General features: G+C 68.4%; 24 protein-coding genes and 1 tRNA gene. 13 read left to right on the top strand and 12 right to left on the bottom strand.

Annotated features, from left to right (window positions below; genetic code table 11):
• The first annotated feature begins 47 nt into the window (after positions 1 to 47).
• The 3 genes from NPJ82_RS01305 to NPJ82_RS01295 are packed head-to-tail and all read left to right on the top strand — an operon-like array spanning position 48 to position 5,272.
• The gene (locus NPJ82_RS01305) at positions 48 to 1,559 is read left to right on the top strand and encodes a glucan biosynthesis protein (RefSeq protein WP_342658087.1); all 1,512 of its coding nucleotides are present in this window, start codon (positions 48 to 50) and stop codon (positions 1,557 to 1,559) included.
• A complete protein-coding gene (mdoH, locus tag NPJ82_RS01300) occupies positions 1,556 to 3,385 on the top strand; it encodes a glucans biosynthesis glucosyltransferase MdoH (protein WP_342658086.1) in 1,830 nt (609 codons plus the stop codon). The genes NPJ82_RS01305 and mdoH overlap by 4 nt, the downstream gene beginning before the upstream one ends.
• 54 nt (positions 3,386 to 3,439) lie before the next feature.
• Entirely contained in the window at positions 3,440 to 5,272 is a 1,833-nt protein-coding gene (locus NPJ82_RS01295; RefSeq protein ID WP_342658085.1) for a methyl-accepting chemotaxis protein, read from the top strand.
• A 177-nt stretch (positions 5,273 to 5,449) separates the two neighbouring features.
• Here NPJ82_RS01295 and NPJ82_RS01290 read toward each other — a convergent pair.
• A tRNA-Gln gene (locus NPJ82_RS01290) sits at positions 5,450 to 5,523 on the bottom strand.
• A 158-nt stretch (positions 5,524 to 5,681) separates the two neighbouring features.
• Between NPJ82_RS01290 and NPJ82_RS01285 the strand changes: the two genes are divergently transcribed.
• Positions 5,682 to 6,740 carry a Ppx/GppA phosphatase family protein gene (locus NPJ82_RS01285; RefSeq protein ID WP_342658084.1) on the top strand — a complete coding sequence of 353 codons (1,059 nt, stop codon included), beginning with the start codon at positions 5,682 to 5,684 and terminating at the stop codon, positions 6,738 to 6,740.
• The gene (locus NPJ82_RS01280; RefSeq protein ID WP_342658083.1) at positions 6,737 to 7,411 is read left to right on the top strand and encodes an RlmE family RNA methyltransferase; all 675 of its coding nucleotides are present in this window, start codon (positions 6,737 to 6,739) and stop codon (positions 7,409 to 7,411) included. The genes NPJ82_RS01285 and NPJ82_RS01280 overlap by 4 nt, the downstream gene beginning before the upstream one ends.
• Before the next feature lie 276 nt (positions 7,412 to 7,687).
• Here NPJ82_RS01280 and NPJ82_RS01275 read toward each other — a convergent pair whose 3' ends face one another.
• The gene (locus NPJ82_RS01275) at positions 7,688 to 8,050 is read right to left on the bottom strand and encodes a response regulator (RefSeq protein ID WP_112383730.1); all 363 of its coding nucleotides are present in this window, start codon (positions 8,048 to 8,050) and stop codon (positions 7,688 to 7,690) included.
• 39 nt (positions 8,051 to 8,089) lie between these two features.
• Between NPJ82_RS01275 and NPJ82_RS01270 the strand changes: the two genes are divergently transcribed.
• From NPJ82_RS01270 to NPJ82_RS01255, 4 genes are all read left to right on the top strand, one after another.
• Positions 8,090 to 8,362, top strand: coding sequence for a DUF3572 domain-containing protein (locus tag NPJ82_RS01270; RefSeq protein WP_342658082.1), 273 nt, complete (start codon positions 8,090 to 8,092; stop codon positions 8,360 to 8,362).
• On the top strand, positions 8,359 to 8,982 hold the full coding sequence (locus NPJ82_RS01265; RefSeq protein ID WP_342658081.1) for an HAD family hydrolase: 624 nt from the start codon (positions 8,359 to 8,361) through the stop codon (positions 8,980 to 8,982). The genes NPJ82_RS01270 and NPJ82_RS01265 overlap by 4 nt, the downstream gene beginning before the upstream one ends.
• Positions 8,983 to 9,229: 247 nt before the next feature.
• On the top strand, positions 9,230 to 9,691 hold the full coding sequence (locus NPJ82_RS01260; protein WP_342658080.1) for a RidA family protein: 462 nt from the start codon (positions 9,230 to 9,232) through the stop codon (positions 9,689 to 9,691).
• 63 nt (positions 9,692 to 9,754) lie between these two features.
• Positions 9,755 to 10,888, top strand: coding sequence for a GNAT family N-acetyltransferase (locus tag NPJ82_RS01255; RefSeq protein WP_342658079.1), 1,134 nt, complete (start codon positions 9,755 to 9,757; stop codon positions 10,886 to 10,888).
• Positions 10,889 to 11,064: 176 nt separating this feature from the next.
• On the opposite strand, the gene NPJ82_RS01250 is transcribed toward NPJ82_RS01255, so the two are convergent.
• The 4 genes from NPJ82_RS01250 to NPJ82_RS01235 form a co-directional block, all read right to left on the bottom strand.
• On the bottom strand, positions 11,065 to 12,681 hold the full coding sequence (locus NPJ82_RS01250) for a hypothetical protein (protein ID WP_149682694.1): 1,617 nt from the start codon (positions 12,679 to 12,681) through the stop codon (positions 11,065 to 11,067).
• 10 nt (positions 12,682 to 12,691) lie between these two features.
• A complete protein-coding gene (locus tag NPJ82_RS01245; RefSeq protein ID WP_342658078.1) occupies positions 12,692 to 14,182 on the bottom strand; it encodes a hypothetical protein in 1,491 nt (496 codons plus the stop codon).
• A gap of 41 nt (positions 14,183 to 14,223) precedes the next feature.
• Positions 14,224 to 15,900, bottom strand: coding sequence for a hypothetical protein (locus NPJ82_RS01240; RefSeq protein WP_342658077.1), 1,677 nt, complete (start codon positions 15,898 to 15,900; stop codon positions 14,224 to 14,226).
• A gap of 258 nt (positions 15,901 to 16,158) precedes the next feature.
• Positions 16,159 to 17,376: an argininosuccinate synthase gene (locus NPJ82_RS01235; RefSeq protein WP_267347919.1), complete on the bottom strand. Its 1,218-nt coding sequence runs from the start codon at positions 17,374 to 17,376 to the stop codon at positions 16,159 to 16,161.
• Between the two features lie 147 nt (positions 17,377 to 17,523).
• Between NPJ82_RS01235 and NPJ82_RS01230 the strand changes: the two genes are divergently transcribed.
• Positions 17,524 to 17,913, top strand: a complete 390-nt coding sequence (locus NPJ82_RS01230; protein ID WP_160146791.1) for an EF-hand domain-containing protein — start codon at positions 17,524 to 17,526, stop codon at positions 17,911 to 17,913.
• 247 nt (positions 17,914 to 18,160) lie between these two features.
• On the opposite strand, the gene NPJ82_RS01225 is transcribed toward NPJ82_RS01230, so the two are convergent.
• The 3 genes from NPJ82_RS01225 to NPJ82_RS01215 form a co-directional block, all read right to left on the bottom strand.
• A complete protein-coding gene (locus tag NPJ82_RS01225) occupies positions 18,161 to 19,519 on the bottom strand; it encodes an ammonium transporter (RefSeq protein WP_342658076.1) in 1,359 nt (452 codons plus the stop codon).
• A gap of 11 nt (positions 19,520 to 19,530) precedes the next feature.
• Entirely contained in the window at positions 19,531 to 19,869 is a 339-nt protein-coding gene (locus NPJ82_RS01220; RefSeq protein WP_112383741.1) for a P-II family nitrogen regulator, read from the bottom strand.
• Between the two features lie 142 nt (positions 19,870 to 20,011).
• A complete protein-coding gene (locus NPJ82_RS01215) occupies positions 20,012 to 20,212 on the bottom strand; it encodes a DUF2007 domain-containing protein (RefSeq protein ID WP_112383742.1) in 201 nt (66 codons plus the stop codon).
• A gap of 51 nt (positions 20,213 to 20,263) precedes the next feature.
• Here NPJ82_RS01215 and NPJ82_RS01210 point away from each other — a divergent pair, with 51 nt between their 5' ends.
• Positions 20,264 to 20,509 carry a type II toxin-antitoxin system CcdA family antitoxin gene (locus tag NPJ82_RS01210; RefSeq protein WP_342658075.1) on the top strand — a complete coding sequence of 82 codons (246 nt, stop codon included), beginning with the start codon at positions 20,264 to 20,266 and terminating at the stop codon, positions 20,507 to 20,509.
• Positions 20,509 to 20,805, top strand: coding sequence for a CcdB family protein (locus NPJ82_RS01205; protein ID WP_342658074.1), 297 nt, complete (start codon positions 20,509 to 20,511; stop codon positions 20,803 to 20,805). Before NPJ82_RS01210 ends, NPJ82_RS01205 begins: the two co-directional genes overlap by 1 nt.
• A gap of 7 nt (positions 20,806 to 20,812) precedes the next feature.
• On the opposite strand, the gene tldD is transcribed toward NPJ82_RS01205, so the two are convergent.
• The gene (gene tldD / locus NPJ82_RS01200) at positions 20,813 to 22,240 is read right to left on the bottom strand and encodes a metalloprotease TldD (RefSeq protein ID WP_149682688.1); all 1,428 of its coding nucleotides are present in this window, start codon (positions 22,238 to 22,240) and stop codon (positions 20,813 to 20,815) included.
• A 46-nt stretch (positions 22,241 to 22,286) separates the two neighbouring features.
• Complete coding sequence (locus NPJ82_RS01195) at positions 22,287 to 22,520, bottom strand: zinc-finger domain-containing protein (RefSeq protein WP_342658073.1); 234 nt, start codon at positions 22,518 to 22,520, stop codon at positions 22,287 to 22,289.
• Positions 22,521 to 22,602: 82 nt separating this feature from the next.
• On the opposite strand from NPJ82_RS01195, the gene NPJ82_RS01190 reads away from it, so the two are divergent.
• Positions 22,603 to 23,523 carry an ABC transporter ATP-binding protein gene (locus NPJ82_RS01190; RefSeq protein WP_342658072.1) on the top strand — a complete coding sequence of 307 codons (921 nt, stop codon included), beginning with the start codon at positions 22,603 to 22,605 and terminating at the stop codon, positions 23,521 to 23,523.
• A gap of 162 nt (positions 23,524 to 23,685) precedes the next feature.
• On the opposite strand, the gene NPJ82_RS01185 is transcribed toward NPJ82_RS01190, so the two are convergent.
• On the bottom strand, positions 23,686 to 24,483 hold the full coding sequence (locus NPJ82_RS01185) for an SDR family oxidoreductase (protein ID WP_112383745.1): 798 nt from the start codon (positions 24,481 to 24,483) through the stop codon (positions 23,686 to 23,688).
• Positions 24,484 to 24,539: the final 56 nt, after the last annotated feature.

Below are 24,539 nucleotides of genomic sequence, written 5' to 3'. Positions count from 1 at the left end.
ACCCGGGTCGCCGCGCATGACGGCGGCTCGAATGGCCGGGAGGTGACATGATCGATCCGACAAGGCGTGCGATGCTGGCGGGTGCCGTCGCACTGGGGCTGCTGCCTCGCGCAGCGCTGTCGCAGGGTGCCGCCGCGCTGGGCGCGCCGAAGCCCTTCGACTGGGCTGCGCTGCAACAACGCGCCCAGGCCTTGTCGCGCCAGCCCTACCGTGCCGTGCCCAAGGTCGCGGCGGCCGAGGCGGTGGATTACGACCGGGTCGGCGCGATTCGCTACCGTGCGGATCAGCAACTGGCGGGCGGCATCCGCCTGTTCCCGCTCGGCCGCTACGCCCCCACGCCGGTCGGCATCAACATCGTCGAAGGCGGACAGGCCCGCCCCCTCACCTTCTCCCCCGACCTGTTCGAGGCGGAGGCGGGTCATGCCCCCGCGCTCGGCATCGCCGGTTTCCGCGCGGTGACAAAGGACGGCAGGAGCGACTGGATCGCCTTTCAGGGCGCATCCTATTTCCGCGCGTCGGGCGCGCAGGATCAATATGGCCTGTCCGCACGCGGGCTGGCGATCGATACCGGCATCGCCGGCGCCGAGGAGTTTCCCGCCTTCACCGAATTCTGGATCGAGCGGACCGGCGAGCAATCCTATCTGATCCACGCGCTGCTCGATGGCCCCAGCGTCACCGGCGCGTACCGCTTCGCCACCGCCTTCACACCGGGTGTGTCGGGCGGCACGGTGCAGCAGGTGTCCGCGGTGCTGTTCTTCCGCCGCGACGTCCGCCGGCTGGGGATCGCGCCGGCCACCAGCATGTTCTGGTATGGCGAGGGCAACCGCGCCGCCGCCAGGGACTGGCGGCCCGAGATCCACGACTCCGACGGCCTCGCCATCTGGACGGGCGCGGGCGAGCGCATCTGGCGCCCGCTGACCAACCCGCCGCGCGAAACGCTGGACAGCTTCGCCGACCAGAACCCCAAGGGCTTCGGCCTGATCCAGCGCGACCGCGACTTCGATCATTACCAGGATGACGGCGCCTTTTACGATCGCCGGCCGAACCTGTGGGTCGAACCCGGCCAGGGATGGGGCAAGGGGCAGGTGATGCTCTATGCCTTCCCGACGGGCAGCGAGACGGTGGACAACATCGTCGCCTTCTGGACGCCGGCCGCCGCGCCCAAGGCCGGGCAGCGTCTCGCCTTCGACTATCGGCTGCGCTGGGGATCGCAGGACCCGTCGCTGCCCACCACGGCGCATGCGGTGGATAGCTGGACCGGTGACGCCGGTCGCCCGGGTGCCGAGCCGACGCCGGGCGCACGCAAGCTGGTCGTCGACTTTGTCGGCGCGGGTCTTGCCGGGCTCGATCGGCAAAGCGGCGTTTCGGCGGAAATCGGCGTGACGCGCGGCCGGCTGCTGACCAGCGCGGCCTATCCGGTCGTCGGTCAGGCCAATCGCTGGCGTGTCACCGCCGATATCGCGCCGGAGGGGAGCGGCCCCGCCGATGTCCGCCTGTTCCTGAAGCGCGGCAACACTGCGCTGAGCGAGACGGTGCTGTTCCCCGTCTTCCTGCCGTGAGCAGCGCCGCCGCGCTTCCGCCGATCATGCCGCCACCGGCGCCGCTGGACATGCCCGTCCAGCGGTTCGACGGTGCGCCGCCGCCGATCACCGCGCCGCTGCCCCGGCCGGGACTGGCGATCGCACCCGAGGACATTCTGGTGCGCCGCGTGCTGCTGGTGCTGGTCACCGGCCTGCTGGCCACCGCCGCGGCGGGATCGGTCGAGGAATCGCTGCTCTCCGACGGATTCAGCATCGGCGACGCGCTCCTCCTCCTGCTGTTCTTCCCGCTGTTCGCCTGGATCGCCTTCGGCTTCGTCACCGCCGCGGTCGGCTTCTGGCTGCTCATGTCGGGCGCACATCCCGGCACCACCCGCGCCCCCCGCACCGATGCCCCCCTTACCGGCTGCACCGCGGTACTGATCCCGGTGCATAACGAGGATGTGGACGCGGTGTTCGACCGGATCGCGCGCATGGGTGCGATGCTGGAGCGGACCGGCCAGGGCGATCATTTCGCCATCTTCGTGCTCAGCGATTCGGGCGAAGCGGCGGAAGCGGAGGAGCGCGCCGCCTGGGCCACCCTCGCCCCGCGCCTGCGCGTGCCGCTTTACTATCGCCGCCGTACCGAAAATACCGGTCGCAAGCCCGGCAACGTGGCCGAATGGATCCGCGCGCATGGCGGTGCCTTCGACCATATGATGATGCTCGACGCGGACAGCCTGATGGGCGGCGACACCATGGTGGCGATGGCGCAGATCATGGAACAGCGCCCCTCCATTGGCCTGATCCAGACCGTGCCGATGGTGATCGGCGCCACCACGCTGTTCCAGCGCTGGATGCAGTTCGCCAGCCGCCTGTACGGCCCCATCTCCACCGCCGGCCTCGTCTGGTGGTCCGGCTCGGAGGCGACCTTCTGGGGACACAACGCCCTGATCCGCACCTCGGCCTTCGCCTCGTCCTGCGGCCTCCCCGAACTCCCCGGCAACCCCCCGTTCGGCGGCACGATCATGAGCCACGACATGGTGGAGGCCGCCCTGCTGCGCCGCCGTGGCTGGCGCGTCCACATGATCATGGTGGAGGACACGTTCGAGGAATATCCCCCCACCCTGATCGATCAGGCGGTGCGCGACCGGCGCTGGGCGCAGGGCAATATCCAGCATCTGGGCGTCCTCGGCAGCTCGGGCTTCCACTGGATCAGCCGGCTGCAACTCCTGATCGGTGCCTCGGCCTATCTCACCTCGCCGGCCTGGCTGATCCTGATCGCCACCTCGATCGCGCTCGACCTGTCGGAAGGCGGCGGGTCGGTGCGGGCGGCCACCTCCGCACAGGTGCTGGTGACGACGCTGGCGCTACTGTTCGGCCCCAAGCTGATGAGCGTGATCTGGGCGATGGCGAACCGGGAACGCCGGGCCAGCTATGGTGGCGCAGGCGGCATCCTGAAATCGGTCGCGCTGGATGTGCCCTTGTCGATCCTCACCGCCCCGGTCATCGCACTCACCCAGACCATCGACCTGATCGCCATCCTGCGCGGCAGGAAGTCGGGCTGGGCCCCGCAAAGCCGGGTGCGCGACGGCCTGGCGCTGGCGGACGCGCTTCCCCGCTATCGCTGGCATCTGGGGATCGGGCTGGTGCTGGTCGCGGTGTCGTTGCTGCGCCCGACGCTGGGCTGGTGGTTGTCGCCGGTCACCATCGGCCTGTTGCTCGCCCCCTGGCTGGCGATGTGGACCGCGCGGCGGCGGCCCGGCGACCGGCTGGCGGCCCGCGGCGTGTTCCGGGTGCCGGCCACGCCGCTTGCCGACGAGACGTTGCAGCCGGCCGCCGCTTCCCCTTCGTTAGCGGTTCGCTAACGCCGCACCTTCCATAGCTTGCCCCAGATCAAGCTACGGGAAAGTCGGGTGGAAATGTTACAGCGCAGTGTCACCGCCAGGTTGATGGCGCCACTGGTGGTGTCGCTGGCGCTGCTGATGCTGCTGGCCGGCGTCATGCTGCACGGGCAGCGGCAGGTGTCACGTGCCAACGACGCCGCCCGCGACGCGCAGGACCGGATGCTCGCGCTGGCGGAGCAGCGTTCGCTCGGCCGTGCGCTGCAACGCGATGCCCTGAACCTCGTCACCGAACCCGATGCCAGCGAGCTGGCCGCGATCCGCGGCCGTTTCGAAAAGCGCCGCGACGCGCTGGTCGCGCAACTGGATGCGCAGGAGGCGGAACTGCGCGCCGCCGCGATTCCGGAAGCCTATTTCGCCCGGCAACGCGCGCTTGTCGGCGATCTCGCGCGCGTCGCGGCCCGCGCCGATGCCGGTGACCGGGCGGGCGCGTTCCAGGCGTTTCGCCTGGAGGTACGCCCCGTCGAGCGCACCGCATCGACCATTGCCGAGGCGCAGATCGACGCGCTTGGCGAACAGGTGACCACGCTGCGCGCCGCGGCCGATGTGCAGGCCGCCCGGTCGCGCCTCGTCCTGCTCGTCGCCACCGCGCTGCTCGCGATCGCCGGCCTTGCTGCCGGCCTCGTCATCACGCGGCGCAGCGTCGTGGCACCCCTGCACCAGTTGCGCGAGACGATGGAAACGCTGGCCGCAGGGCGCACCGACCTGACGGTGCCGCAGGTCGATCGCGCGGACGAGGTGGGCCAGATGGCCCGCGCCATGGCGACCTTCCGCGATCAGCTGGCGGGTGCCGAGCGGGCGAAGCAGGATCAGGAAGCCCTGATCGTCGCCAGCATCGGCGAGCGGCTGGCCGGCCTGGCGCGGGGCGATCTGGTGTCGCGGGTGGATGCCGACCTCGCCGGCCCGTTTGCCAAGCTGAAGGATGATTTCAACACCGCGCTCGCCGCGCTTCAGGCGACCATGACCCAGGTCGGCAGCGCGGCGGGCAGCATCGCCCATGGCTCCAGCGAGATACGTCATGCCTCGGGCGACCTGTCGCAGCGCACCGAACAACAGGCCGCCAGCCTGGAGGAAACGGCCGCGGCGATGGCGGAGATCACCGCCACCGTCGGCCGCACCGCGGACGATGCCGCGCACGCCCATGAAAGCGTCGAGCAGGCCAGTGCCGAAGCCGAGCAGTCCGGCGAGATCGTGCGCCGCACAGTGGAGGCGATGGGCGGCATCGAGCGGTCGTCCAGCGAGATCGTCGAGATCATCAGCGTCATCGACGGCATCGCCTTCCAGACCAATCTGCTGGCGCTCAACGCCGGGGTGGAGGCGGCGCGGGCCGGCGATGCGGGCAAGGGGTTCGCCGTCGTCGCCTCCGAGGTCCGCGCGCTCGCCCAGCGCTCCGCGGAAGCGGCCAAGGACGTGAAGGCACGCATCCAGGCCAGCTCCGAACAGGTCGAGGCGGGCGTCGGCCTTGTTGGCGAAACCGGCGCCGCGCTCGGCCGCATTGCCACGCGGATCGCGGAGGTCGGCACGCTCGTATCCTCGATCCGCGTCGCCACCGGGCAGCAGGCGTCGGGCCTGCGCCAGATCAGCACCGCGGTGAGCGACATGGACGGCGTGACCCAGCAGAACGCCGCGATGGTGGAGGAAGCCACCGCCGCCGCCCGCAGCCTGGCCGGCGAGACCGAATTGCTGATGCAGCATATCGCCCGCTTCCGGATCGGCGAGACGCCGCCGGCACAAGCGCCGGCCAGCCCGGTCCATGCCCTGCAGAGCCGCGTCGCATCCGCTCCGGCGCGGCGTATCCGGATCGGCGCGGCGGCCTTGGCCGTGGAAGAGGATGACTGGTCGCGCTTCTGACCCGGAAACGGGGGGACGCCCCGCTCAATCCGTAGTGACACAAGCCTGAGCGGGGCGTTGAGGACGTGCGGAAGCTCGCCTCATCACCCCGAAACGCGCGACATGCGAAAAGGCACCACGCCGCCTGCGCGAATCCTGCGATCCGTGTCGGCAATGCGGCAGGTGGATGGATGTGTCTGGATGCCCCGTGAGGATTCGAACCTCAATTGACGGAGTCAGAGTCCGTAGTCTTACCTTTAGACGACGGGGCAACGACAGGCGCGTGCCTCTAGGCTGGCGGGGGTGGACTGTCAACAGCTTCATGCATGGCATCGTCTTGTCGGAGCGGGGGGACACGCTACGTTCCATGCCAAGCACCGGACGGGCGATCATGCCCGCGACGGCAGAACAGAAAAAGTGAGATACGGCGATGGGGGATGTTTCCGCCCGAAGGCCGTACCGGCAGGCCAAGCCGCCTGCCCGTTCGGCCCCGACCCGCCCCGCCCGAGGGCGGTGGTCGGATGCGCAGGCCTTTGCCGCGCTGGACCTGGGGACCAATAATTGCCGGCTGCTGATCGCGCGGCCACAGGGCGGCGGCTTTGCCGTCGTCGATGCCTTTTCGCGAATCGTGCGGCTGGGTGAGGGACTGGCGACCAGCGGCCAGTTGTCGGACGCCGCGATCGAACGGACGATCGCGGCCCTGCGCGTCTGCGCCGACAAGCTGAAGCGCCGCAATGTCACGCTGGCGCGCTCGGTCGCGACCGAGGCGTGCCGGCGCGCGTCGAACGGCCCTGCCTTCATCGCCCGTGCACTGGAGGAAACCGGCATCCATCTCGACATCATTTCCGCCGAGGAGGAGGCGCGGCTGGCCGTGCTCGGCTGCCATGCGCTGATCGAACCGGGCGAGGATCCCGCGCTGGTCTTCGACATCGGCGGCGGCTCGACCGAACTCGTGCTGGTCGATACGCGCAGCCCCGTGCCCAAGGTGCTCGACTGGCATTCGGCGCCCTGGGGCGTCGTTTCGCTGACCGAAAGCGCCGGCGGCGGCGAGGGCGAGGACGGACGGCTGGCGGCCTATGCGCGGATGCGCGCGCTGGTGGCGGACAGTTTCGCAGGCTTCGCGAGCCGCCTGCCGCGCAACCTGCGCAATCCCCGCCTGCTGGGTACCAGCGGCACGGTGACGACGCTGGGCAGCGTCCATCTGGGCCTCAGCCAATATGACCGCGCCGCGGTGGACGGGCTGATCGTGCCCGCCGCCGCGATGCGCACCATCAGCGCGCAGCTTTCGCGCCAGTCGCTTGGCCAGCGCGCCAAGGTGCCGTGCATCGGCACCGAGCGCGCGGACCTGGTGGTGGCCGGCTGCGCCATTCTGGAGACGATCATGGATTTGTGGCCGGCCGAACGGCTGGGGATCGCCGATCGCGGCATTCGCGAGGGCATATTGCGCCGCCTGATGGGCAGCCCCCCGCCCCAGAGCGCGCGCGCATGAGTCGCGGCGACAACGGCCTGCGCCAGCGGGTGCGCACCGCGCGTGGCCGCACCGCGCAATCGACCCGCTGGCTGGAGCGGCAGTTGAACGACCCCTATGTCCGCCGCGCCAAGGCGGAGGGGTATCGCAGCCGCGCCGCCTACAAGCTGATCGAGCTGGACGAGCGCTTCGGGCTGCTGAAAGGATCGAAGCGCGTCATCGACCTGGGCATCGCGCCCGGCGGCTGGACGCAGGTGGTGCGCCGCAAGGTGCCGGGCGCCAGGGTAGTGGGCATCGACCTGCTGCCCGTCGACCCGATCGACGGCGTCGAGATCTTCCAGATGGATTTCATGGACGATGCCGCACCCGACCGGCTGATGGAGGCGCTGCGCGGCGCGCCCGACCTGATCCTGTCGGACATGGCGGCGAACACCGTCGGCCATCCGCAGACCGATGCGCTGCGCACCATGGGCCTGGTGGAAACCGCCTTCGCCTTCGTGCAGGACGTGCTGGCACCCGGTGGCGCCTTTGTCGCCAAGGTGTTCGCCGGCGGCGCCGATTCGCAGTTCGTCGCCGAGATGAAGCGCCATTTCGCCACGGTGAAGCACGCCAAGCCGCCCTCCAGCCGCAAGGGGTCGGTGGAATGGTTCGTCGTCGCGCAAGGCTTCAAGGGACGCCGCGGGGAGGATTGAAGGCACGCGGGCGCAAAGCCTTTCGCATCAGCGAAATCCCGCCAAGATCGCCGTCATTGTGATCCAAGGCTTCCCCGCCCGCGCGCCCTCTTTGCGTCTTCGCGGCTTCGCGTGAACATCATGGCCGGCATTCACCAAGTGGATGTCGGTTCGAAGATTGTGCTCACGCGAAGACGCGAAGACGCAAAGAGGTTTTGCCTGCCGCACCGTCCGGGGCTCGTTTTATTCGAGACCATACCTCAACCGTCGTGGGCAAGGCAGCCTGCGGCGCCGGTCCTACAGCAGCGCCGTTACCGCATCGATGAACCTCGCCAGGCTGATCGGCTTGGACACATAGGCATCCGCGCCCGCCGCGCGAATGCGTTCCTCGTCCTCGCGGCCGGCATAGGCGGTGACGGCCATCACCGGGATCCGGCGCAGATCCTCGTCCGCCTTCAATTCCAGGATCAGGTCGTAGCCGGTGACATGCGGCATCTGGATGTCCATGATGATCAGGTCGGGCCGCACCGCGCGCGCGCGCGCCACCGCCTCGCGCCCGTCGCGTACCGGCTCCGCCACGAAGTCGTGCGCGCGCAGCAGGTCGCAGAACAGCTTCAGATTGAGTTCGTTGTCCTCGACAACGAGCACCTTTCTTGCCACGCGGGTCCTCGAGTCCTTTCCAAAATGGGGTGATAGGCAATGGCCGAACCCGACACAATCGATGACGCAGAGGCGCTGGCGCTCCATGCCCTCGTCTGGACGCTCGGGCAGCAGGAGCGGGCCGAACGCCTGCTCGCCACGACCGGGCTGACACCCGCCGACCTGCGCGCCCGCGCGGGCGAGCGGGCGGTGCTAGCGGCCGTGCTCGGCTTCCTTGCCGCGCACGAACCCGACCTGATCGCCTGTGCCGATGCGCTGGACATACGCCCGGAAGCATTGGCCCGCGCGCTGACCCTGCTGGAGTTCCGATGAAACCGCTACTGATCTGCGACTGCGATGAAGTATTGCTCCACATGGTGCGCCATTTCCGCGACTGGCTGGGCGAGCATCACGCGATCGACTTCGCCGTCGGCCATCATGACTTCGCCACCGCGATGACCCGCCGCGACGGCAGCGCCCCGCCGTCCCAGGCCGAGATGTGGCAGTTGCTCGGCGGCTTCTTCCCCGGCGAAATGCACCGCCAGACACTGGTGCCCCACGCCGCCGAGGCGCTGGCGACGCTGGCGGAGCAGGCCGACATCGTCATCCTGACCAACCTGCAGGACGAATGCCAGGCGCCGCGCCTGGCCCAGCTGTCCGCCTTCGGCATCGACCACCGTGTCCAGTGCAACACCGGTGGCAAGGGCGAACCCGTTGCGCGGCTGGTGGCCGAACATGGCAACCCGGTCACCGTCTTCGTCGACGATCTCGCGGTGCATCACGCCTCCGTCGCGAAACACGCGCCGGGCGTGCACCGGCTGCACATGATCTCCGAGCCCGAAATGGCGTCGCACGTCCCGCCGGCGCCGGACGCCCATGCGCGAATCGATGACTGGCGCGAGGCGGTGGTGTGGATCGGCGAGCGATTCGCGACGGGTCAGGCGGCTGTTTGAGTTCACGCGAAGACGCGAAGAAGAAGAAGGGGGTTCGCGCGGAGGCGCGGAGAGTTGCGTATATGGCCCCGCCTCGCGCCAGCGAGACCTTCCATCGTAAGGCTTTCCAAGCATGAGCCGCCGCTGGCGGCTCGGGAGGATGCCACAAGCCAACTCTCCGCGCCTCCGCGCGAACAAACCTTCTTCGCGTCTTCGCGTGAACCAAATCCTTGACCCAGGCGCCGCCCCCAATACACAACCCGCACCCATGACCACGCATATCGACCGCCGCCTGGAAGAACTGGGCATCACCCTTCCCGAGGCTGCCGCCCCCGTCGCCGCCTATGTTCCCGTCGTCGAGGCGGGCGGGCTGCTCCACATTTCCGGCCAGTTGCCGTTCAAGGACGGTCACCTCGTCACCGGCCGGCTGGGCGAGGACGTCGCGCTGGAGGACGGCACGGAGGCCGCGCGCCTGTGCGGGCTGATGCTGCTCGCGCAGATCAGGAAGCATGTCGGCGACCTGTCGCGCGTCACCCGCATCGTGAAGCTGGGCGTGTTTGTGAACTCCGCGGCGACCTTCACCGACCAGCCCAAGGTCGCCAATGGCGCGTCCGAGCTGATGGCCGACGTGTTCGGCGAGGCGGGCAAGCATGCCCGCTCCGCGGTCGGGGTGCCGGTGCTGCCGCTCGGCGCCGCGGTCGAGGTCGACGCGATCGTCCAGATCGGCTGATCTTGCGCAGCCGGATCGCCCTTCGCATATCGGTGTCATGACCGAGTGCGAAGGACGGCCGGCTTGACGGCGATCACCGCGCGCCTCGCCGATGGCGTGGCGAGCATCCCCGCCGCCGATTGGGATGCTTGCGCGGGCGACGGCAATCCGTTCGTCGGCCACGCCTTTCTTGCCGCGCTGGAAACATCGGGCAGCGTCGGTGGCCGCACCGGCTGGCAACCCCTGCCCATCGTCATCGACGGCGCCGACGGTCGCCCGGCGGCGGTCGCCCCCGCCTATGCCAAGGCGCACAGCCAGGGCGAATATGTCTTCGATCATGCCTGGGCGGATGCCTGGGAGCGCGCCGGCGGGGACTATTATCCCAAGCTTCAGGTCGCCGCCCCCTTCTCGCCCGTGCCCGGCCCTCGTCTGCTGTTGCGCGATCCTGCGCTCGGGTCGGCCCTGATCGACGCGCTGGAAAGCGTGGTGGACGGCAACGGGCTATCCTCCGGCCATGTCACCTTTGTCGCGCCCGATCAGGTGCCCTTGTTCGAGGCGGCCGGCTGGCTGATCCGCCACGGCACGCAATTCCACTGGACCAATGACGGGTACGCGTCGTTCGACGATTTTCTCGGCGCCCTCGCCAGCCGCAAGCGCAAGGCGATCCGCAAGGAGCGCGCCGCCGCGGTCGAGGGGCTGACGATCCGCCACCTGACCGGCGCGGAGATCACACCCCGACACTGGGACGCGTTCTGGACCTTCTATCAGGATACGGGCGGCCGCAAATGGGGCCGCCCCTATCTCACCCGCGCCTTTTTCGCGCGGCTGAGCGAGACGATGGGCGACCGTGTGCTGCTGATCCTGGCCGAGCGCGACGGCCACCCGATCGCGGGTGCGCTGAACCTGATCGGCGGCGACACGCTGTACGGTCGCTATTGGGGCGCGGTGGAGGAGGTGCCGTTCCTCCATTTCGAGCTTTGCTATTACCAGGCGATCGACGCCGCCATCGCACGCGGGCTGAAGACGGTGGAAGCCGGTGCGCAGGGTGAACACAAGCTGGCGCGCGGCTATGCCCCGGTGCCGACCTATTCGGCGCATTACATCCCCAACGCCTCGTTTCGCCGCGCGGTTGCCGACTTCCTGACCATGGAGCGCGACGCGGTGGCGGCGGAGGCGGAGTATCTGGACGAACTGACGCCGTTCCGGCGCGAGGGATGAACCGGAGAATCCTCCCTCGATCCGTTCGTGCCGAGTAGAGATCGAGTAGCTCCGCAGGAGCGTATCGAGAGCTCGTATCGAGGTACCGTCCCACACGCCAACATGTCGCGCGATACGTGGCTTGCCACTGCCCGACAGCTACTCGACCCCAACGGATGCCTTGCGGCCCACCCCCGTCAGATCGCGATCCGGCTGGGCTCCGCAGGTGGCGGCCGCCGGATCGGACGCGTCAGCCGCTCATATTCTTCGGGCGAGATGATCGGGCGGCGGTCGTCGATGCGGAACAGCACGCTGCTGCCATCGCGCCAGATCGGCGTCATGCCCCTGGTCAGGGCCGGGTCATAGGCAGGCGGCTTGACCATCCAGACATAGTCGAACGCGTCGCGGGGCAACAGTTTCAGCGCGGTGCTGATCGGCCGCCACCATTGCCCGCGGCAACGCCGGCCGGTGACGATCTCGGACGGATCATGCGCGAAACGGCCCGCCGCGCGGTAGTTGACGGTCAGCAACTGCCCGCCCGCCATCGACCATTGATCGTTGGCATAGGCCAGCTTGCGTTCCAGCGCGAGGCCGGCGACATGCTCCAGCCGCGAGGATTCCCAGTCGTCGATGCAGCGCCGCCCCACGAACGTCACGAGGCGGGCACGCTCCGGAATGTGATCCAGCGCCGCCAGCGTCCGGTCGTAATCGCGGTCGTACAGCCAGTTGCTGTAGGTGCCCGCGGCGATCCGCACGCCAAAGAACGCCAGCCCCAGCGCGGCAAAGGTCGCCGCTCCCCGGAACGACAGCCCGCGCTTGGGACGCAGCCCGATCAGCGCGATCGCCAGCACATAGGGGGCAAGGCGCATATCGGCATAGGCGGACCCGAACACGATGCGCGGCAACAGGATGTAGACCGCCGCCAGGAACAGCGCCGACAGCGCGAGGTTGCGCGAATATTCGATCCGCTCGTCGCGCACGCCCTTCAGCAGGATCAGGAACATGACGGTGACGGAGGCGAGGTCGAACGCCATCCACCGGTCGCGCAGCACCATCTGCACCCAGTTGATCTTCCACCGCCAGTTGAACCAGTCCGCGGTTTGCCCGGTGACGTGATCGCCCGATCGCCACAGCACCATCATCACCATCGGCAGCGCCAGCGGAATGCACCCGATGCCGGCCCGCCAGAAGGCATGGACCCAGCCATGCCCACGGTCACGCTGGCGGATCAGCTCGCCGGAAAAGGCCAGCACGCCCAGCACGCCCCAGCCAAAGGTGTGGCATACCCACAGGATGCACGACAACGGCACGAAGATCGCGGTGCGAAGGGCCACGCGGTCATAGCGCCCCAGCCGCAGCCACAGGGCGAACAGGTTGAGCGCCCACGCCATCGACAGCGCGAAGTTCACGAAGCCGAACTGGAAGGGGTAGCTATAGGCCAGCGGCAGCGCGAACAGCGCGGTGGCGGGGATGCGGCCATGCACCTCCCGCGCGATCCACAGCAGCCCCGTCACGGTCAACACCGGGATGGTCAGCACGATCAGCTTGACCGCCGGCTCCAGTCCGATCAGCGGCGCCAGCGGCACGATCAGCAGATCGATGCCGAGATTGCCGATCACCTGCCAGCGGAAATCATACCACTGGTTCAGCCAGGGCTGGCGACCGATTTCGAGTTGGACGCGGTAGCGCCCCATATGCCCCGGCAGGTCGACCAGCGGCGCGATATCGGGCCAGAGCAGCGGCACCGCGGCGAGCAACGCCATCGCCGCCACGAACCACCGCGTCTGCCACCAGTGAAGCGTACCCCCGTTCATCGACCCGTGCCTAGCGGACGGACGGGCTCCGCGACAAGCATCGGCTTTCGCGAACGCGGTAGATCGCAGACGCGCCGTCACTCCAGGCGACCGAAAGATCAGCGGCTTGGGCCCGGCCGGGCGGAAAACCGATCGTCCAGACCAGAGCGAAACTGCACCGGTCAAAGGTCCGGATCGCCGTGTCGAAGTCGGTCGCCCCCGCGACCAGTCCGGGAGGATAGACGATGTGCGAGGGATCGCGGTCGAAGGGTGCGGCGCGCGGGTGGCGCGGATGGACGAGCTGTTGCCCGGCCAATGCCCATTGCTGGTTGGTGAAGATGCGTCGCCGGGCGATGGCGATCCCGGCGATATGGGTCAGCCGGTCGTTGCCCCACAGAGACGCCGGCGGTTCGTTCACCAGCGTCAGCACCGCCGCGCCCACCGGCAGCATGCGTACCGCCCTGAGTGCTGTGGCCTGCGCCTGCGAAACCTGCACGAAGGCGAGCGTGGTGACGGCGATCCGCGCGACGAAGAACAGCATCGCGAGCCCGGCCAGCCGCGCCGCCAGCATCGCCTCACCCTCGCGCGGTGCGATCGACAGGATCGCCAGCGCCACCGACGGCGCCAGCATCCGCATGTCGACATAGGCGCCGCCCTGGAACAGCCGCGGCAACAGGATAAAGGTCGCCAGCCCCGCCAGCGCCGGCCAGCCGAGCAGCCCGGCGAAGCGCAGCCGCGGTGACCGGGCAGCGACGTAGAACAGCGCCACCATCACCAGCAGCCCGCCAATGTCCCATGGCTTCCAGCGTTCGCGGAACAGCGCGACGACCCATTGCAGCTTGGCGCCCCAGTCGAACCAGTCGCCGGTATCCCCCGCCAGCGCATCCGCATGGCCGTGCAGCATCAGCAGCACCGGGCTCGCCATCGGTGCAACGGCCGCGCCCGCGCGCAGCAGGGCGGGCACCGCGCGCTCCCCCGCTTCCACGCGGCGCCGCCATTCCAGCATGCCGGTGAACAGCCCCAGCATCGCCCAGCCGAAGCTGTGACACAGCCAGACGATCGGCGCGAAGGCGGCGAACGCCGCGATCCGCACCCAGCTGGCCCGCGTCCGCGCCAGATACAGCCACGCCGCCAGCCCCAGAAAGACCAGCGACTGCGCCAGACAGAAGTTCACGAAACCCAGCTGGAACGACCAGCCATAGACCAGCGGCAGCGCGAACGCCGCGGTCGGCGGGATGCGGCCATGCGCCTCGCGCGCCAGCCACAACAGGCCTGCGACGCCCAGCGCCGGGATCGCCATCACCGCCAGCTTCGCCGCCGGCTCGACATCGAGCAGCGGGTGCAGCGCCAGCACGATCAGGTCGATGCCCAGATTGCCGATCACCGCCCAGCGCACCCCGAAATGCGCCGCCAGCGGCCCCTGCCCCGCTTCGCTCAGGATGCGGTAGCGCCCGATATGGCCGGGCAGGTCGGTCAGCGGCGGGATCGCCGGCCACAGCAGTGGCACCACGGACAGCATCACGCAAAGCGCGACAAAGGTTCGCGACCGCCACCAGCCTGCGCTCAAGGCGTCACCCGGTACACGGTGGTCGTGCCCACGCGCGCGATGCCGGTCAACGGCGCCCGGCCCTGCTGCAATGCCGCCGCCATGCTGCCCGGCACTTGCCGATAGGGCATCGCGGCACAGGCCAGCACGTAGCGGACACCCAGACGTTCGGCCATGCGCCGCGCCGCCGGCGGCGGCAGGCGGTAGAAGCGGTAGCTCGCCAGGATCGCCTCGCCCGCGCGGTGATAGGGCGCGGCAAGCACCCGGTGCGGCGTATGCGCGATCAGCATCGCGCCGGCATCCACCGGCGCCAGCACCAGCCCCGCCGGTTGCCGCGCCAGCATCGCCGGCGGCGTGCAGCCCATGTCGGCGGTTCCGCCCGGCGCCGATGCGGCCGTCGCCGGCACCGTCATCTGGGCGATCAGTGCATAGACGATCCCCGCCGACCCCAGCCACGCCCCCGCCATCCGCCATCCCCCGCGCGTCCGCGCCAGTACGACGATCCGCGCCAGCGGCAGGCAGGCGAGCAGCGCCCCGCCATTGGCCGCCCGCGCCTGCACCATCGCCAGGCCCAGTGCACCGACCAGCAGCACGAGGATGATGATCCAGCCCCGTGTCCGCTCGCCACGCACGGCATGGACCGCCGCCAGCACGCCTGCGACCAGGAGTCCGCCATAGCCGATCGCCACCGCCGGCGTCGCCAGCAGCGGCCGTGCCTCCGCCACCTGCGACAGCCAGACGCGCACCAATAGCGGGTCGAGCGCGCCATAGGGCGACAGGCAGGCCGGCGTCAGCCGCCACACCGCCCATGCAGCCAGCGCGGCCACGACGGCGATCGCCGCCAGCCGATGGCGCCGGTCGCGCAAAGCCGTGGCGCCCGCCCCGGCAAACACCGCCGCGGCCCCGATCACGCTCGCCACCCAGGCATTGGCGGTAAAGCCGTCGCACGCCGGGTAGAACCAGAAGTTCGGTGCAAAGCACCGCGCGGCGACCAGCCCGAACGCCAGTCCGCCGCCATAGCCGACCAGCCGGTCGCGCCGCCCGCTCCACGCCGCCTCCGCCAGAAGGATGGCGGCGAGCAGCGCGAGCAGCGGTGCGGTTTCCATCCCGACCACCAGGCTGGCCGCCGACGCCCCGCCGATCAGCGCGCCGTACAGCAGGCGATCCGGCCCCAGCAGCCCCGCGACCGCGATCAGCCACAACAGCATCTGCAACCCGTGATGATCGATCCGCCCCGGGGCGAAATATGTGGTGGCCGGATGGGCGAGCGCGGCAAGCAGCATCGCGACCGGCGCGATCCTGTTCCCGCCCACGTCGCGCGCCGCCCGCGCCATCACGAACAGCACACCCGCGAACAACAGGGCGGGCCATGCCACCACCGCGATCCGCTCGGCGATGGCGACGCCGGCCAGTGGCGAGATGAGCAGGATGATCGCCGCCGGCCCCAGATCGGCAAGGCGCGTCCAGTGCATCGGCACGCCGTCGAACCCCAGCCGGTGCTGCGTCAGATCGGCAAAGCGCTGCCCGCCCAGCCAGTCGCGGATCTGGACGAGGCGCATCAGGTCGTCGGTATCGGGCAGCCGCATCGCCGCCAGCGCGGTCGCGTCGCGCAGCGTCCATGCCGCGGTCAGGACGGCCGCCAGCAATACCGCCAGCAGCGCGTCCCGCCGCCATCCCGTGCCCAGCGTGGTCATTGCACCACTCATAAGGCCGGGATGGTTAAACGCGAGTTGGAGTCTGTTCGAAAACGTGCCCAAAGGCACGTTTTGCGGTGCCGGCTAGTGCCGGGTGAACAGCGCCCAGCGCTGTTCAGATCATGCCGGGGGCATGATCGACCCGTCACTCCCCCACCTGGCCGCCCATCAAGGATACTCTGTGGGCGGTCGGGTGGGGAGTGGGCCGGCACCGCTTCAAAACTCGCACTTCCGCGAGTTTTCATACCAGAGCTTGGATCAGCGGTCCCGCCGACCGAGCAGGCGCAGGCGCAGCGCGTTCAGCTTGATGAAGCCGGCCGCATCGCGCTGGTCGTAGGCGCCCTGGTCGTCCTCGAACGTCACCACCTTCTCGCTGTACAGCGAATAGGGCGACTTGCGGCCGGTGACGATGCACGAGCCCTTGTACAGCTTCAGGCGGACGGTGCCCGTCACCTTGGTCTGGCTGTGGTCGACCGCGGCCTGCAGCATCTCGCGCTCGGGCGAGAACCAGAAGCCGTTATAGACCAGCTCGGCATAGCGCGGCGCCAGTTCGTCCTTCAGGTGCGCGGCACCGCGATCCAGCGTGATCTGCTCGATGCCCCGGTGCGCCATCGCATAGATGGTGCCGCCCGGCGTTTCGTACATGCCGCGGCTCTTCATACCGACGAAGCGGTTCTCGACCAGGTCGAGCCGGCCGATGCCGTGCTTGCGGCCCAGATCGTTCAGCTTGGCGAGCAGCGTCGCCGGGCTCATCCCCTCGCCGTTCAGCGCGACGCCGTCGCCGCGCTCGAAATCGATGGTGATCGTCTCCGGTGCGTCGGGCGCGTCCTCGGGGTTCACCGTGCGCGAATAGACATAATCGGGCACCTCGTCCCACGGGTCCTCCAGCACCTTGCCCTCGGACGAGGTGTGCAGCAGGTTCGCGTCGGTCGAGAACGGCGCCTCGCCGCGCTTGTCCTTGGATACCGGGATCTGATGCGCCTCGGCGAACTCGATCAGCTTGGTGCGGCTGGTCAGGTCCCATTCGCGCCACGGTGCGATGACCTTGATGTCGGGATTGAGCGCGTAATAGCCCAGTTCGAAACGGACCTGGTCGTTGCCCTTGCCGGTCGCGCCGTGGCTGACCGCGTCCGCACCGACCTGCCGGGCGATCTCGATCTGGCGCTTGGCGATCAGCGGCCGCGCGATCGAGGTGCCGAGCAGGTACGTCCCCTCATAGACCGCATTGGCGCGCATCATCGGGAAGACGTAATCGCGCACGAACTCTTCGCGCAGGTCGTCGATGAAGATGTGCTCGGGCTTGATGCCCATCAGCTCGGCCTTGGCGCGCGCCGGCTCCAGTTCCTCGCCCTGGCCGAGATCGGCGGTGAAGGTCACCACCTCGCAGCCATAATGCTGTTGCAGCCACTTCAGGATGACGCTGGTGTCGAGGCCGCCGGAATAGGCGAGAACGACGCGCTTGATATCTTCGCTCATGCGGGGGTCCTTGGATGGATAAGGGCTTTGGTCGCGCCCCTATGCGCAAGCGCGGTGCCGTGCAACCGGGTGCGGCGCCATTCATTGGGCATACAAGCCGCAGGTCCTAGCGACCGTGCCCAAAAGCCATCAGGAGTTGACCACCCCATGCCCCGTTTCGCCCTTCTCGCCGCCGCTGTTGCCGGCACGCTTGCCCTGCCCGCCGCCGCGCAGGAGACGCAGGCCACCGCCGCCGCCAAATTCTCGCGCGAGTTCAAGGCGACCGATACCAACAAGGACGGCGTGTGGAGCAAGGCGGAGGTTACCGCGCGCATCGCCCGCATGGGGGCTGCCAACAAGAAGTTCGACAAGGCGCATGCCGACCGGCTGGCGACCAAATGGTTCGCCGCGGCAGACGCCAACAAGGACGGCAAGGTGACCGAAAAGGAAGCACAGGCGCTGCTCGCTGCCACCTTTCAGGCCTATGACGCCAATCGCGACGGCCGCATCGGCGCGGGCGAACGCTCCACTGCCAAGAAGGCGATCCAGGGACGCTGAGCGTTTGTTTTAAAACGTGCTGTGGCACGTTTTGCGGCGCCGGCCCGCTCCCCCACCCGACCACCCATCAAGGATACTCTGTGGGTGGCCGGGTGGGGGAGCGGGCCGGCGCCGCCTCGAAACTCGCCCTTTCGCGAGTTTCCAAATGGACATGACAAAAAAGACCCGGTGCGTCACCGCACCGGGCCAGGTCGTCCGCAGGAGGAACATCGTGGGGGGCGGGCTCTGCCGGTCCGCCCCCGATCTCTTAATTGTAAGCGCGCTCGCCGTGCTCACCGAGGTCGAGGCCTTCCTGCTCGACTTCCCTGGAGACACGCAGGCCGGTGACCGCCTTGGCGACGAACATGGCGACAACCGTGCCGATCGTCGCCCAGACGATCGTGGTCGCCACCGCGCCGAGCTGGACGAGCAGCTTGGCGCCCATCGCGTAGTCGGCCGCACCCGGTCCGCCGAGCGAAGGGGCATAGACGATGCCCGTGCCGATCGCGCCGACCATGCCGCCGACGCCGTGGACACCGAAGGCGTCCAGCGAGTCGTCATAGCCCAGCCGAGGCTTTACCACCGACACCATGTAGAAGCAGATGACGCTGGCCACCGCGCCCAGCACGATCGCGCCGAACGGGCCGGAATTGCCCGCCGCCGGCGTCACCGCGACCAGCCCGGCGACGATGCCCGAGCAGAAGCCGAGCGCCGACCCCTTGTGGCCGTGCAGCCGCTCGGCGAGCATCCAGAACAGCGCGCCCGATGCGGTGGCGACAAAGGTGTTGATCATCGCCAGCGCCGCCGACCCGTTGGCCTCCAGCGCGGAGCCGGCATTAAAGCCGAACCAGCCCACCCACAGCAGGCCGGTGCCAACGCCGGTCAGCGTCAGCGAGTGCGGCGGCATCGGCGTGGTTGGATAGCCCATGCGCTTGCCCAGGATGATCGAGGCGACGAGCGCGGAGACTCCGGCATTGATGTGCACCACCGTGCCGCCCGCGAAATCCAGCGCTCCCGCCTTGAAGAACAGGCCGGATGCCGCCCACACCATGTGCGCGACGGGGAAGTAGACGATGGTCAGCCACACCGCAGCGAACACCATCACCGCGGAAAACTTCATCCGCTCGACCACCGAACCCAGCACCAGCGCGATGGTGATCGCGGCAAAGGTCATCTGGAACGCGACAAAGACATATTCCGGGATCTCGACGCCGGCGGTAAAGGTCGCGGCCTGGCTGGCGGGCGTCACGCCCGACAGGAACGCCTTGCCGAAACCGGCGATGAAGTTCGACGCGCCGCCCGACAGGTCGGGCCCGAAGGTCAGCGAATAGCCGTACATCACCCACAACAGCATCGCGAGGCACGCCACCGCGCCGATCTGCGTCATGGTGGACAGCATGTTCTTGGCCCGCGTCAGGCCGCCATAGAACAGCGCCAGCCCCGGCAGGATCATCATCAGCACCAGTACCGTGGACGTCATCATCCACGCGGTATCGCCCTTGTTCACCACCCCGGCGGGCGCGGCCGGCGGCGCCTGCAACGCCGCCTCCTGCGCCACGGCCGGCAACGCGGCGAACAGCGCCGCCCCCAGCCCCAGCCCCGCCGCGGTACGAATCGCTCGGTTCATACGGTCCCCCCTCACAACGCGGTATCGTCGGTCTCGCCGGTACGAATGCGCACCGCCTGACCCACATCGAGTACGAAGATCTTGCCGTCGCCGATCGCGCCGGTGTTTGCCGCCGCCTGGATCGATTCCACGACGCGGTCGGCCAGATCGGTGGCGCACACCACCTCGATCTTGATCTTGGGCACCATGTTGGTGCTGTACTCGGCCCCGCGATAGATTTCGGTCTGGCCCTTCTGCCGCCCGAATCCCTTGACCTCGGTGACCGTCATCCCCGCCACGCCCAGAACGGTCAGCGCTTCGCGCACCTCGTCCAGCTTGAACGGCTTGATGATGGCAATGACCAGCTTCATCGCACCCCCTTTTCGGTTACCCGTCCGGCAACTTTGCAAGGGGTGTGCCAGTTACATTTCGTAAGGGCCCGCCGGGGTTTGAGGGGAACGGGCCACCGATCCCGGTAACTTATTTAGGCACCGATCCGGCCATGCCCGAAAATCAGGCAGCGTCGACGATCCCGCGCGCCGCATCCAGATCATCCTCGTCCACCATCACCCGCACCGGGATCAGCAGCCACGATCCGTCCGCGATGCTGGCGCCACCATCGAAGGCCAGTGCCGGAATGCCCTCGCTCTCCAGCCGCGCCACCAGGATATGCGCCTCGTTGCGATCATAACGGCCGAGTTCGACGAGGCTCATGGAAAAGGCTGCTCCGTTGACGCGCAAAGGTCGCGTGCATAGGCTGAACGCATGAAGCACGATCCCGTACCATCGGGGAAACGCGAACCGGTCAGCCTTTCGCTGGACACAGGTGTCGTAGCAGCGGCGCGGGAATGCGGCATCGATCTGGCGACGGTCAGCGAATATGCGCTCCGTACCGCGACCGCGGCGGCACGCGCCGAACAATGGCAGGCCGAGCATCGGGATTGGATCGAGGCAAATAATGCCTGGGTCGAGGCCAATGGCCTGCCGCTCGCCAAATATCGCCTTTTCTGATGGCGAAGTTCGACCTGTATCCGGCACCCGACGGCGGATATTGGATCGATTGCCAATCCGACCTTCTATCCGGTCTCAACAGCCGCTTCGTCGTGCCGCTGCTTCCTTATGAAGGCGTGCGGGGCGAAGACCGGCGACTGAACCCGGTCTTTACCGTCCACGGACACGAGCATGTGATGCAAACGCATTTTGCCGCCGCTATCCCGGCTCACCTGCTTCGCAAGCCGGCTGGAACACTGATCGAGCAGGAATACGCCATCGGCAGGGCCTTGGACATGCTGATCAACGGCGTCTGAGCACGCCTTAAACCGCGGTCCCGCCCACCGTCAGCCCGTTCACCAGCAGCGTCGGCTGGCCCACGCCCGCGGGCACCGACTGTCCGCCCTTGCCGCACATGCCGATGCCCTCGTCCAGCGCGAAGTCGTCGCCGATGCCCGCCACCTTGGTCAGCACGGTCGGGCCGTCACCGATCAGCGTCGCGCCCTTGATCGGCGCGCCCAGCCTGCCATTCTCGATCCGATACGCCTCGGTGCAGGAAAACACGAACTTGCCCGACACGATATCGACCTGCCCGCCGCCGAAACTCTTGGCGAAGATGCCGGACTTGACGCGCGACAGCAGCTCGGCCGGATCGTCGCGGCCGGCCTTCATGAAGGTGTTGGTCATCCGCGGCATCGGCGCATGCGCGAAGCTCTCGCGCCGTCCGTTGCCGGTGGGTGCCACCCCCATCAACCGTGCGTTGAGCCGGTCCTGCATATAGCCCTTCAGGATGCCGTCCTCGATCAGGATGGTCTCGGCGGTCGGCGTCCCCTCGTCATCGATCGACAGCGAGCCCCGGCGATCCTGGATCGACCCGTCGTCCACCACCGTTACGCCCGGCGCCGCGACCCGCTCGCCGATCCGACCCGAAAAGGCCGAGGTGCCCTTGCGGTTGAAATCGCCCTCCAGCCCGTGGCCGATCGCCTCGTGCAGCAGCACGCCCGGCCAGCCCGGCCCGAGCAGCACGGTCATCTCGCCCGCCGGCGCGGCCACCGCGTCGAGGTTCACCAGCGCCTGCGCCAGCGCCTCGTCGATCGCGCGGTTCCATGTCTCGGGCGCCATCAGCCGGTCGTAGAGATAGCGACCCCCCATACCGAAATTGCCGCTTTCGCGCCGGCCATTCTGCTCCACCACCACCGAGACGTTGAGCCGCACCAGCGGCCGCACATCGGTGGCGAGGAAGCCGTCGGCGCGGACGATCTCAACCACGTTCCACGTTCCTGACAGGCCGACCGACACCTGCACCACGCGGGGATCGCGGGCGCGCGCGGCGGCATCGATCGTCTGGCACAGGTTCACCTTGTCGGCGAAGGGGACGAGGTCGAGCGGATCGGCGGCAGTATAAAGATGCCGGTTGGTCCCCTGCGGCGGCGCCGCAGGCGCGGCACCCGACGGATCGATCAGCGCCATCGTCTCCGCCGCGCGGCGGATCGCCGCCTCGCTCATCTCATTGGCATGGGCAAAGGCGGTCATCTCGCCCGACACCGCGCGCAGGCCAAAGCCCGAATGCGTGTCGTAGCTGGCGGTCTTTAGCCGGCCGTCGTCGAAGCCGAAGGCTTCCGACCGCTTATATTGCAGGAACAGCTCGCCATCGTCGGCGCGCGCCAGCGCCGCCGCGGTCAGGCGCCGGGCGGTGTCGGGATCGAGCGTGTCGCGGTACAGGAACGAGCGGGGATCGGGGGCAAGCGTCATGCCCTTGATATAGGGCACGGTGGGTACAGGTAAATGGCCCCGCCGATCAGCGGCCCGCGCCATCCCCGTGATCGCGCAGCTGCGACTGGGCGGCCCCGTCGGCGGGTCCGCCGATCAGGATGAAGCGCCGGTCGCAATAGCCGCAATCGACATAGCCGGTCTCGTCGATCTGGAGCCAGACGCGCGGATGGCCGAGCGCGGCTCCGCCGGCAATGTCGGTGGCGCCGTCACAGGCGACGCGGGCGTGCGAGACGCGGGTGGTTTCGGGCGGCGGCAACATGATGGACCCGCGATTAGCAGGCACGGACCTTCTGTTCAATTCCCGGTTGTTGGTGGCCGCACAGACGCCTATCGCGATTGCCATGACGCAAGCGGCCATCTCGATCGACGGATTGTGCAAAACCTATGCGGGCGGCAAGCGCGCGCTGGACGGGGTCAGCTTCGATGTGCCGCGCGGCCAGATCTTCGGCCTGCTCGGCCCCAATGGCGCGGGCAAGTCCACGCTGATCAACATCCTGGCCGGGCTGGTCAACAAGACCGAGGGTCATGCCAGCATCTGGGGCTTCGACATCGACGCGCATCCGCGCAACGCCAAGGCGTCGATCGGCATCGTCAACCAGGAGATCCTGTTCGACCCCTTCTTCACCCCCATCGAGACGCTGGAAATCCAGGCCGGGCTCTACGGCGTCCCGAAAGCGAAGCGCCGCTCGATGGAATTGCTGCGCGCGGTGCATTTGGAGGACAAGGCCAACGCCTATGCGCGCACTCTGTCCGGCGGCATGAAGCGCCGCCTGATGGTCGCCAAGGCGATGGTCCACACGCCCCCGGTGCTGGTGCTGGACGAGCCCACCGCGGGCGTCGACATCGAGCTGCGCCAGCAACTCTGGGCCTATGTCCGCGAACTGAACCGCGGCGGCGTCACCGTGGTGCTGACCACCCATTATCTCGAAGAGGCCGAGGAACTGTGCGACCGCATCGCGATCATCAATCACGGTCGCCTCGTCGCCAACGAGCCGACCCGCGAACTGGTCGGCAAGGCGCAGGAGAAGATCGTCGCGGTCACCGTCGACCGTGACGTCGCGGCGGTCCCCGACAATGCCTGCTTCGGCAAGATCGTGCTGAAGGGCACGCGCACGCTGGAGATCACCTACGCCAAGGACCGGGTCAACGCCGGCGAGGTCCTCGCCGCCGTCACCCGCGAAGGCTACGGCATCGTCGACGTCTCGACCAAGGAAGCCGACCTCGAAGACGTCTTCCTCAGCCTGACCCGCTCGGTGGCCTAGAGCCCTCTCCCCTACGGGGAGAGGGAGGGGCCCGCCGCGAAGCGGTGGGAGGGTGAGGGGCAGACCAGCAGTGCTGCGCTACTAGGTAACCCCTCACCCTTCCCACTGCCTTCCGGCAGCGGGCCCCTACCCTCTCCCCGGCGGGGAGAGGGTAAACATCCCTCAAATCGTCATCACCGACCCCGCATCCACCCGCATGTTCGCGCCGGTGATGAACCCTGCCCGTTCCGAACACAGAAAGGCGATCATCGCCGCCACCTCTTCGGGCTTGCCGCGCCGTCCGCGCACCATGCCGGGGCGTTCTTCCTTCAGGAAGCTCTCGATCGCCTCCTCGCGCGTGGTGCGGCGCTTCCTGGCGCGTTCGTCCATCATCGCATCGGTCATCGGCGTGGCGATGAATGCCGGCGACACCGCGTTCACCAGGATGTTGTCCCGGCCATAGGCCTTGGACAAGCCCTTGGAGAGCGACAGGATGCCCGCCTTCGACGCGCAATAGGGCAGTTCGTCGACATAGGGCTGCACGCCGTCCTCGGACGCCAGCATCACGATCCGGCCCCAGCCCTTGCCGCGCATCCCCGGGATCGCCGCGCGGCACATGCGCACCGCACCCAGCAGGTTGATGTCCAGCGTTTCCAGCCAGCCGCGCTCGTCCACCGACAGGAAGTCGCCGGTCGCACCCGTCACCCCGGCCGCGTTCACCAGGATGTCGGGATTGCCAAGCTGGCGGTAGACCGAGGCGAAGAGCCGCGACACGTCGATCGTGTCGGTCACGTCCGCCGTCACCGCGATCACCTCGCCGTGGCTCGCCAGCATGCTGCGCGCCTGTTCCAGCGGCTCATGCGTCTTGTCGGTGATCGCGACACGGCACCCCGCCTCCAGCAGCATCCGCGCCGTCTCCAGCCCGATGCCGCTGTCTGCGCCCGTCACCAGTGCGATGCGCCCCGCAATCTCCAGATCCATGTCATTCTCCAAATGCTCCGGGGGCGGGACGAAGGGACGGGCGCTGTTGTTCCACG

This window comes from Sphingomonas sp. NY01 (assembly GCF_038809135.1).
Lineage (GTDB): Bacteria > Pseudomonadota > Alphaproteobacteria > Sphingomonadales > Sphingomonadaceae > Sphingomonas > Sphingomonas carotinifaciens.
This window is presented reverse-complemented; position numbering and strand designations above follow the sequence as displayed.

Excerpts from the sequence above, each read along its gene's own strand:
- NPJ82_RS01305 (WP_342658087.1), top strand. The coding sequence starts at position 48 with ATGATCGATCCGACAAGGCGTGCGATGCTGGCGGGTGCCGTCGCACTG.
- NPJ82_RS01295 (WP_342658085.1), top strand. The coding sequence starts at position 3,440 with ATGTTACAGCGCAGTGTCACCGCCAGGTTGATGGCGCCACTGGTGGTG.
- NPJ82_RS01285 (WP_342658084.1), top strand. The coding sequence starts at position 5,682 with ATGGGGGATGTTTCCGCCCGAAGGCCGTACCGGCAGGCCAAGCCGCCT.
- NPJ82_RS01280 (WP_342658083.1), top strand. The coding sequence starts at position 6,737 with ATGAGTCGCGGCGACAACGGCCTGCGCCAGCGGGTGCGCACCGCGCGT.
- NPJ82_RS01270 (WP_342658082.1), top strand. The coding sequence starts at position 8,090 with ATGGCCGAACCCGACACAATCGATGACGCAGAGGCGCTGGCGCTCCAT.
- NPJ82_RS01265 (WP_342658081.1), top strand. The coding sequence starts at position 8,359 with ATGAAACCGCTACTGATCTGCGACTGCGATGAAGTATTGCTCCACATG.
- NPJ82_RS01260 (WP_342658080.1), top strand. The coding sequence starts at position 9,230 with ATGACCACGCATATCGACCGCCGCCTGGAAGAACTGGGCATCACCCTT.
- NPJ82_RS01250 (WP_149682694.1), bottom strand. The coding sequence starts at position 12,681 with ATGAACGGGGGTACGCTTCACTGGTGGCAGACGCGGTGGTTCGTGGCG.
- NPJ82_RS01240 (WP_342658077.1), bottom strand. The coding sequence starts at position 15,900 with ATGACCACGCTGGGCACGGGATGGCGGCGGGACGCGCTGCTGGCGGTA.
- NPJ82_RS01235 (WP_267347919.1), bottom strand. The coding sequence starts at position 17,376 with ATGAGCGAAGATATCAAGCGCGTCGTTCTCGCCTATTCCGGCGGCCTC.
- NPJ82_RS01230 (WP_160146791.1), top strand. The coding sequence starts at position 17,524 with ATGCCCCGTTTCGCCCTTCTCGCCGCCGCTGTTGCCGGCACGCTTGCC.
- NPJ82_RS01225 (WP_342658076.1), bottom strand. The coding sequence starts at position 19,519 with ATGAACCGAGCGATTCGTACCGCGGCGGGGCTGGGGCTGGGGGCGGCG.
- NPJ82_RS01220 (WP_112383741.1), bottom strand. The coding sequence starts at position 19,869 with ATGAAGCTGGTCATTGCCATCATCAAGCCGTTCAAGCTGGACGAGGTG.
- NPJ82_RS01215 (WP_112383742.1), bottom strand. The coding sequence starts at position 20,212 with ATGAGCCTCGTCGAACTCGGCCGTTATGATCGCAACGAGGCGCATATC.
- NPJ82_RS01210 (WP_342658075.1), top strand. The coding sequence starts at position 20,264 with ATGAAGCACGATCCCGTACCATCGGGGAAACGCGAACCGGTCAGCCTT.
- NPJ82_RS01205 (WP_342658074.1), top strand. The coding sequence starts at position 20,509 with ATGGCGAAGTTCGACCTGTATCCGGCACCCGACGGCGGATATTGGATC.
- tldD (WP_149682688.1), bottom strand. The coding sequence starts at position 22,240 with ATGACGCTTGCCCCCGATCCCCGCTCGTTCCTGTACCGCGACACGCTC.
- NPJ82_RS01195 (WP_342658073.1), bottom strand. The coding sequence starts at position 22,520 with ATGTTGCCGCCGCCCGAAACCACCCGCGTCTCGCACGCCCGCGTCGCC.
- NPJ82_RS01190 (WP_342658072.1), top strand. The coding sequence starts at position 22,603 with ATGACGCAAGCGGCCATCTCGATCGACGGATTGTGCAAAACCTATGCG.
- NPJ82_RS01185 (WP_112383745.1), bottom strand. The coding sequence starts at position 24,483 with ATGGATCTGGAGATTGCGGGGCGCATCGCACTGGTGACGGGCGCAGAC.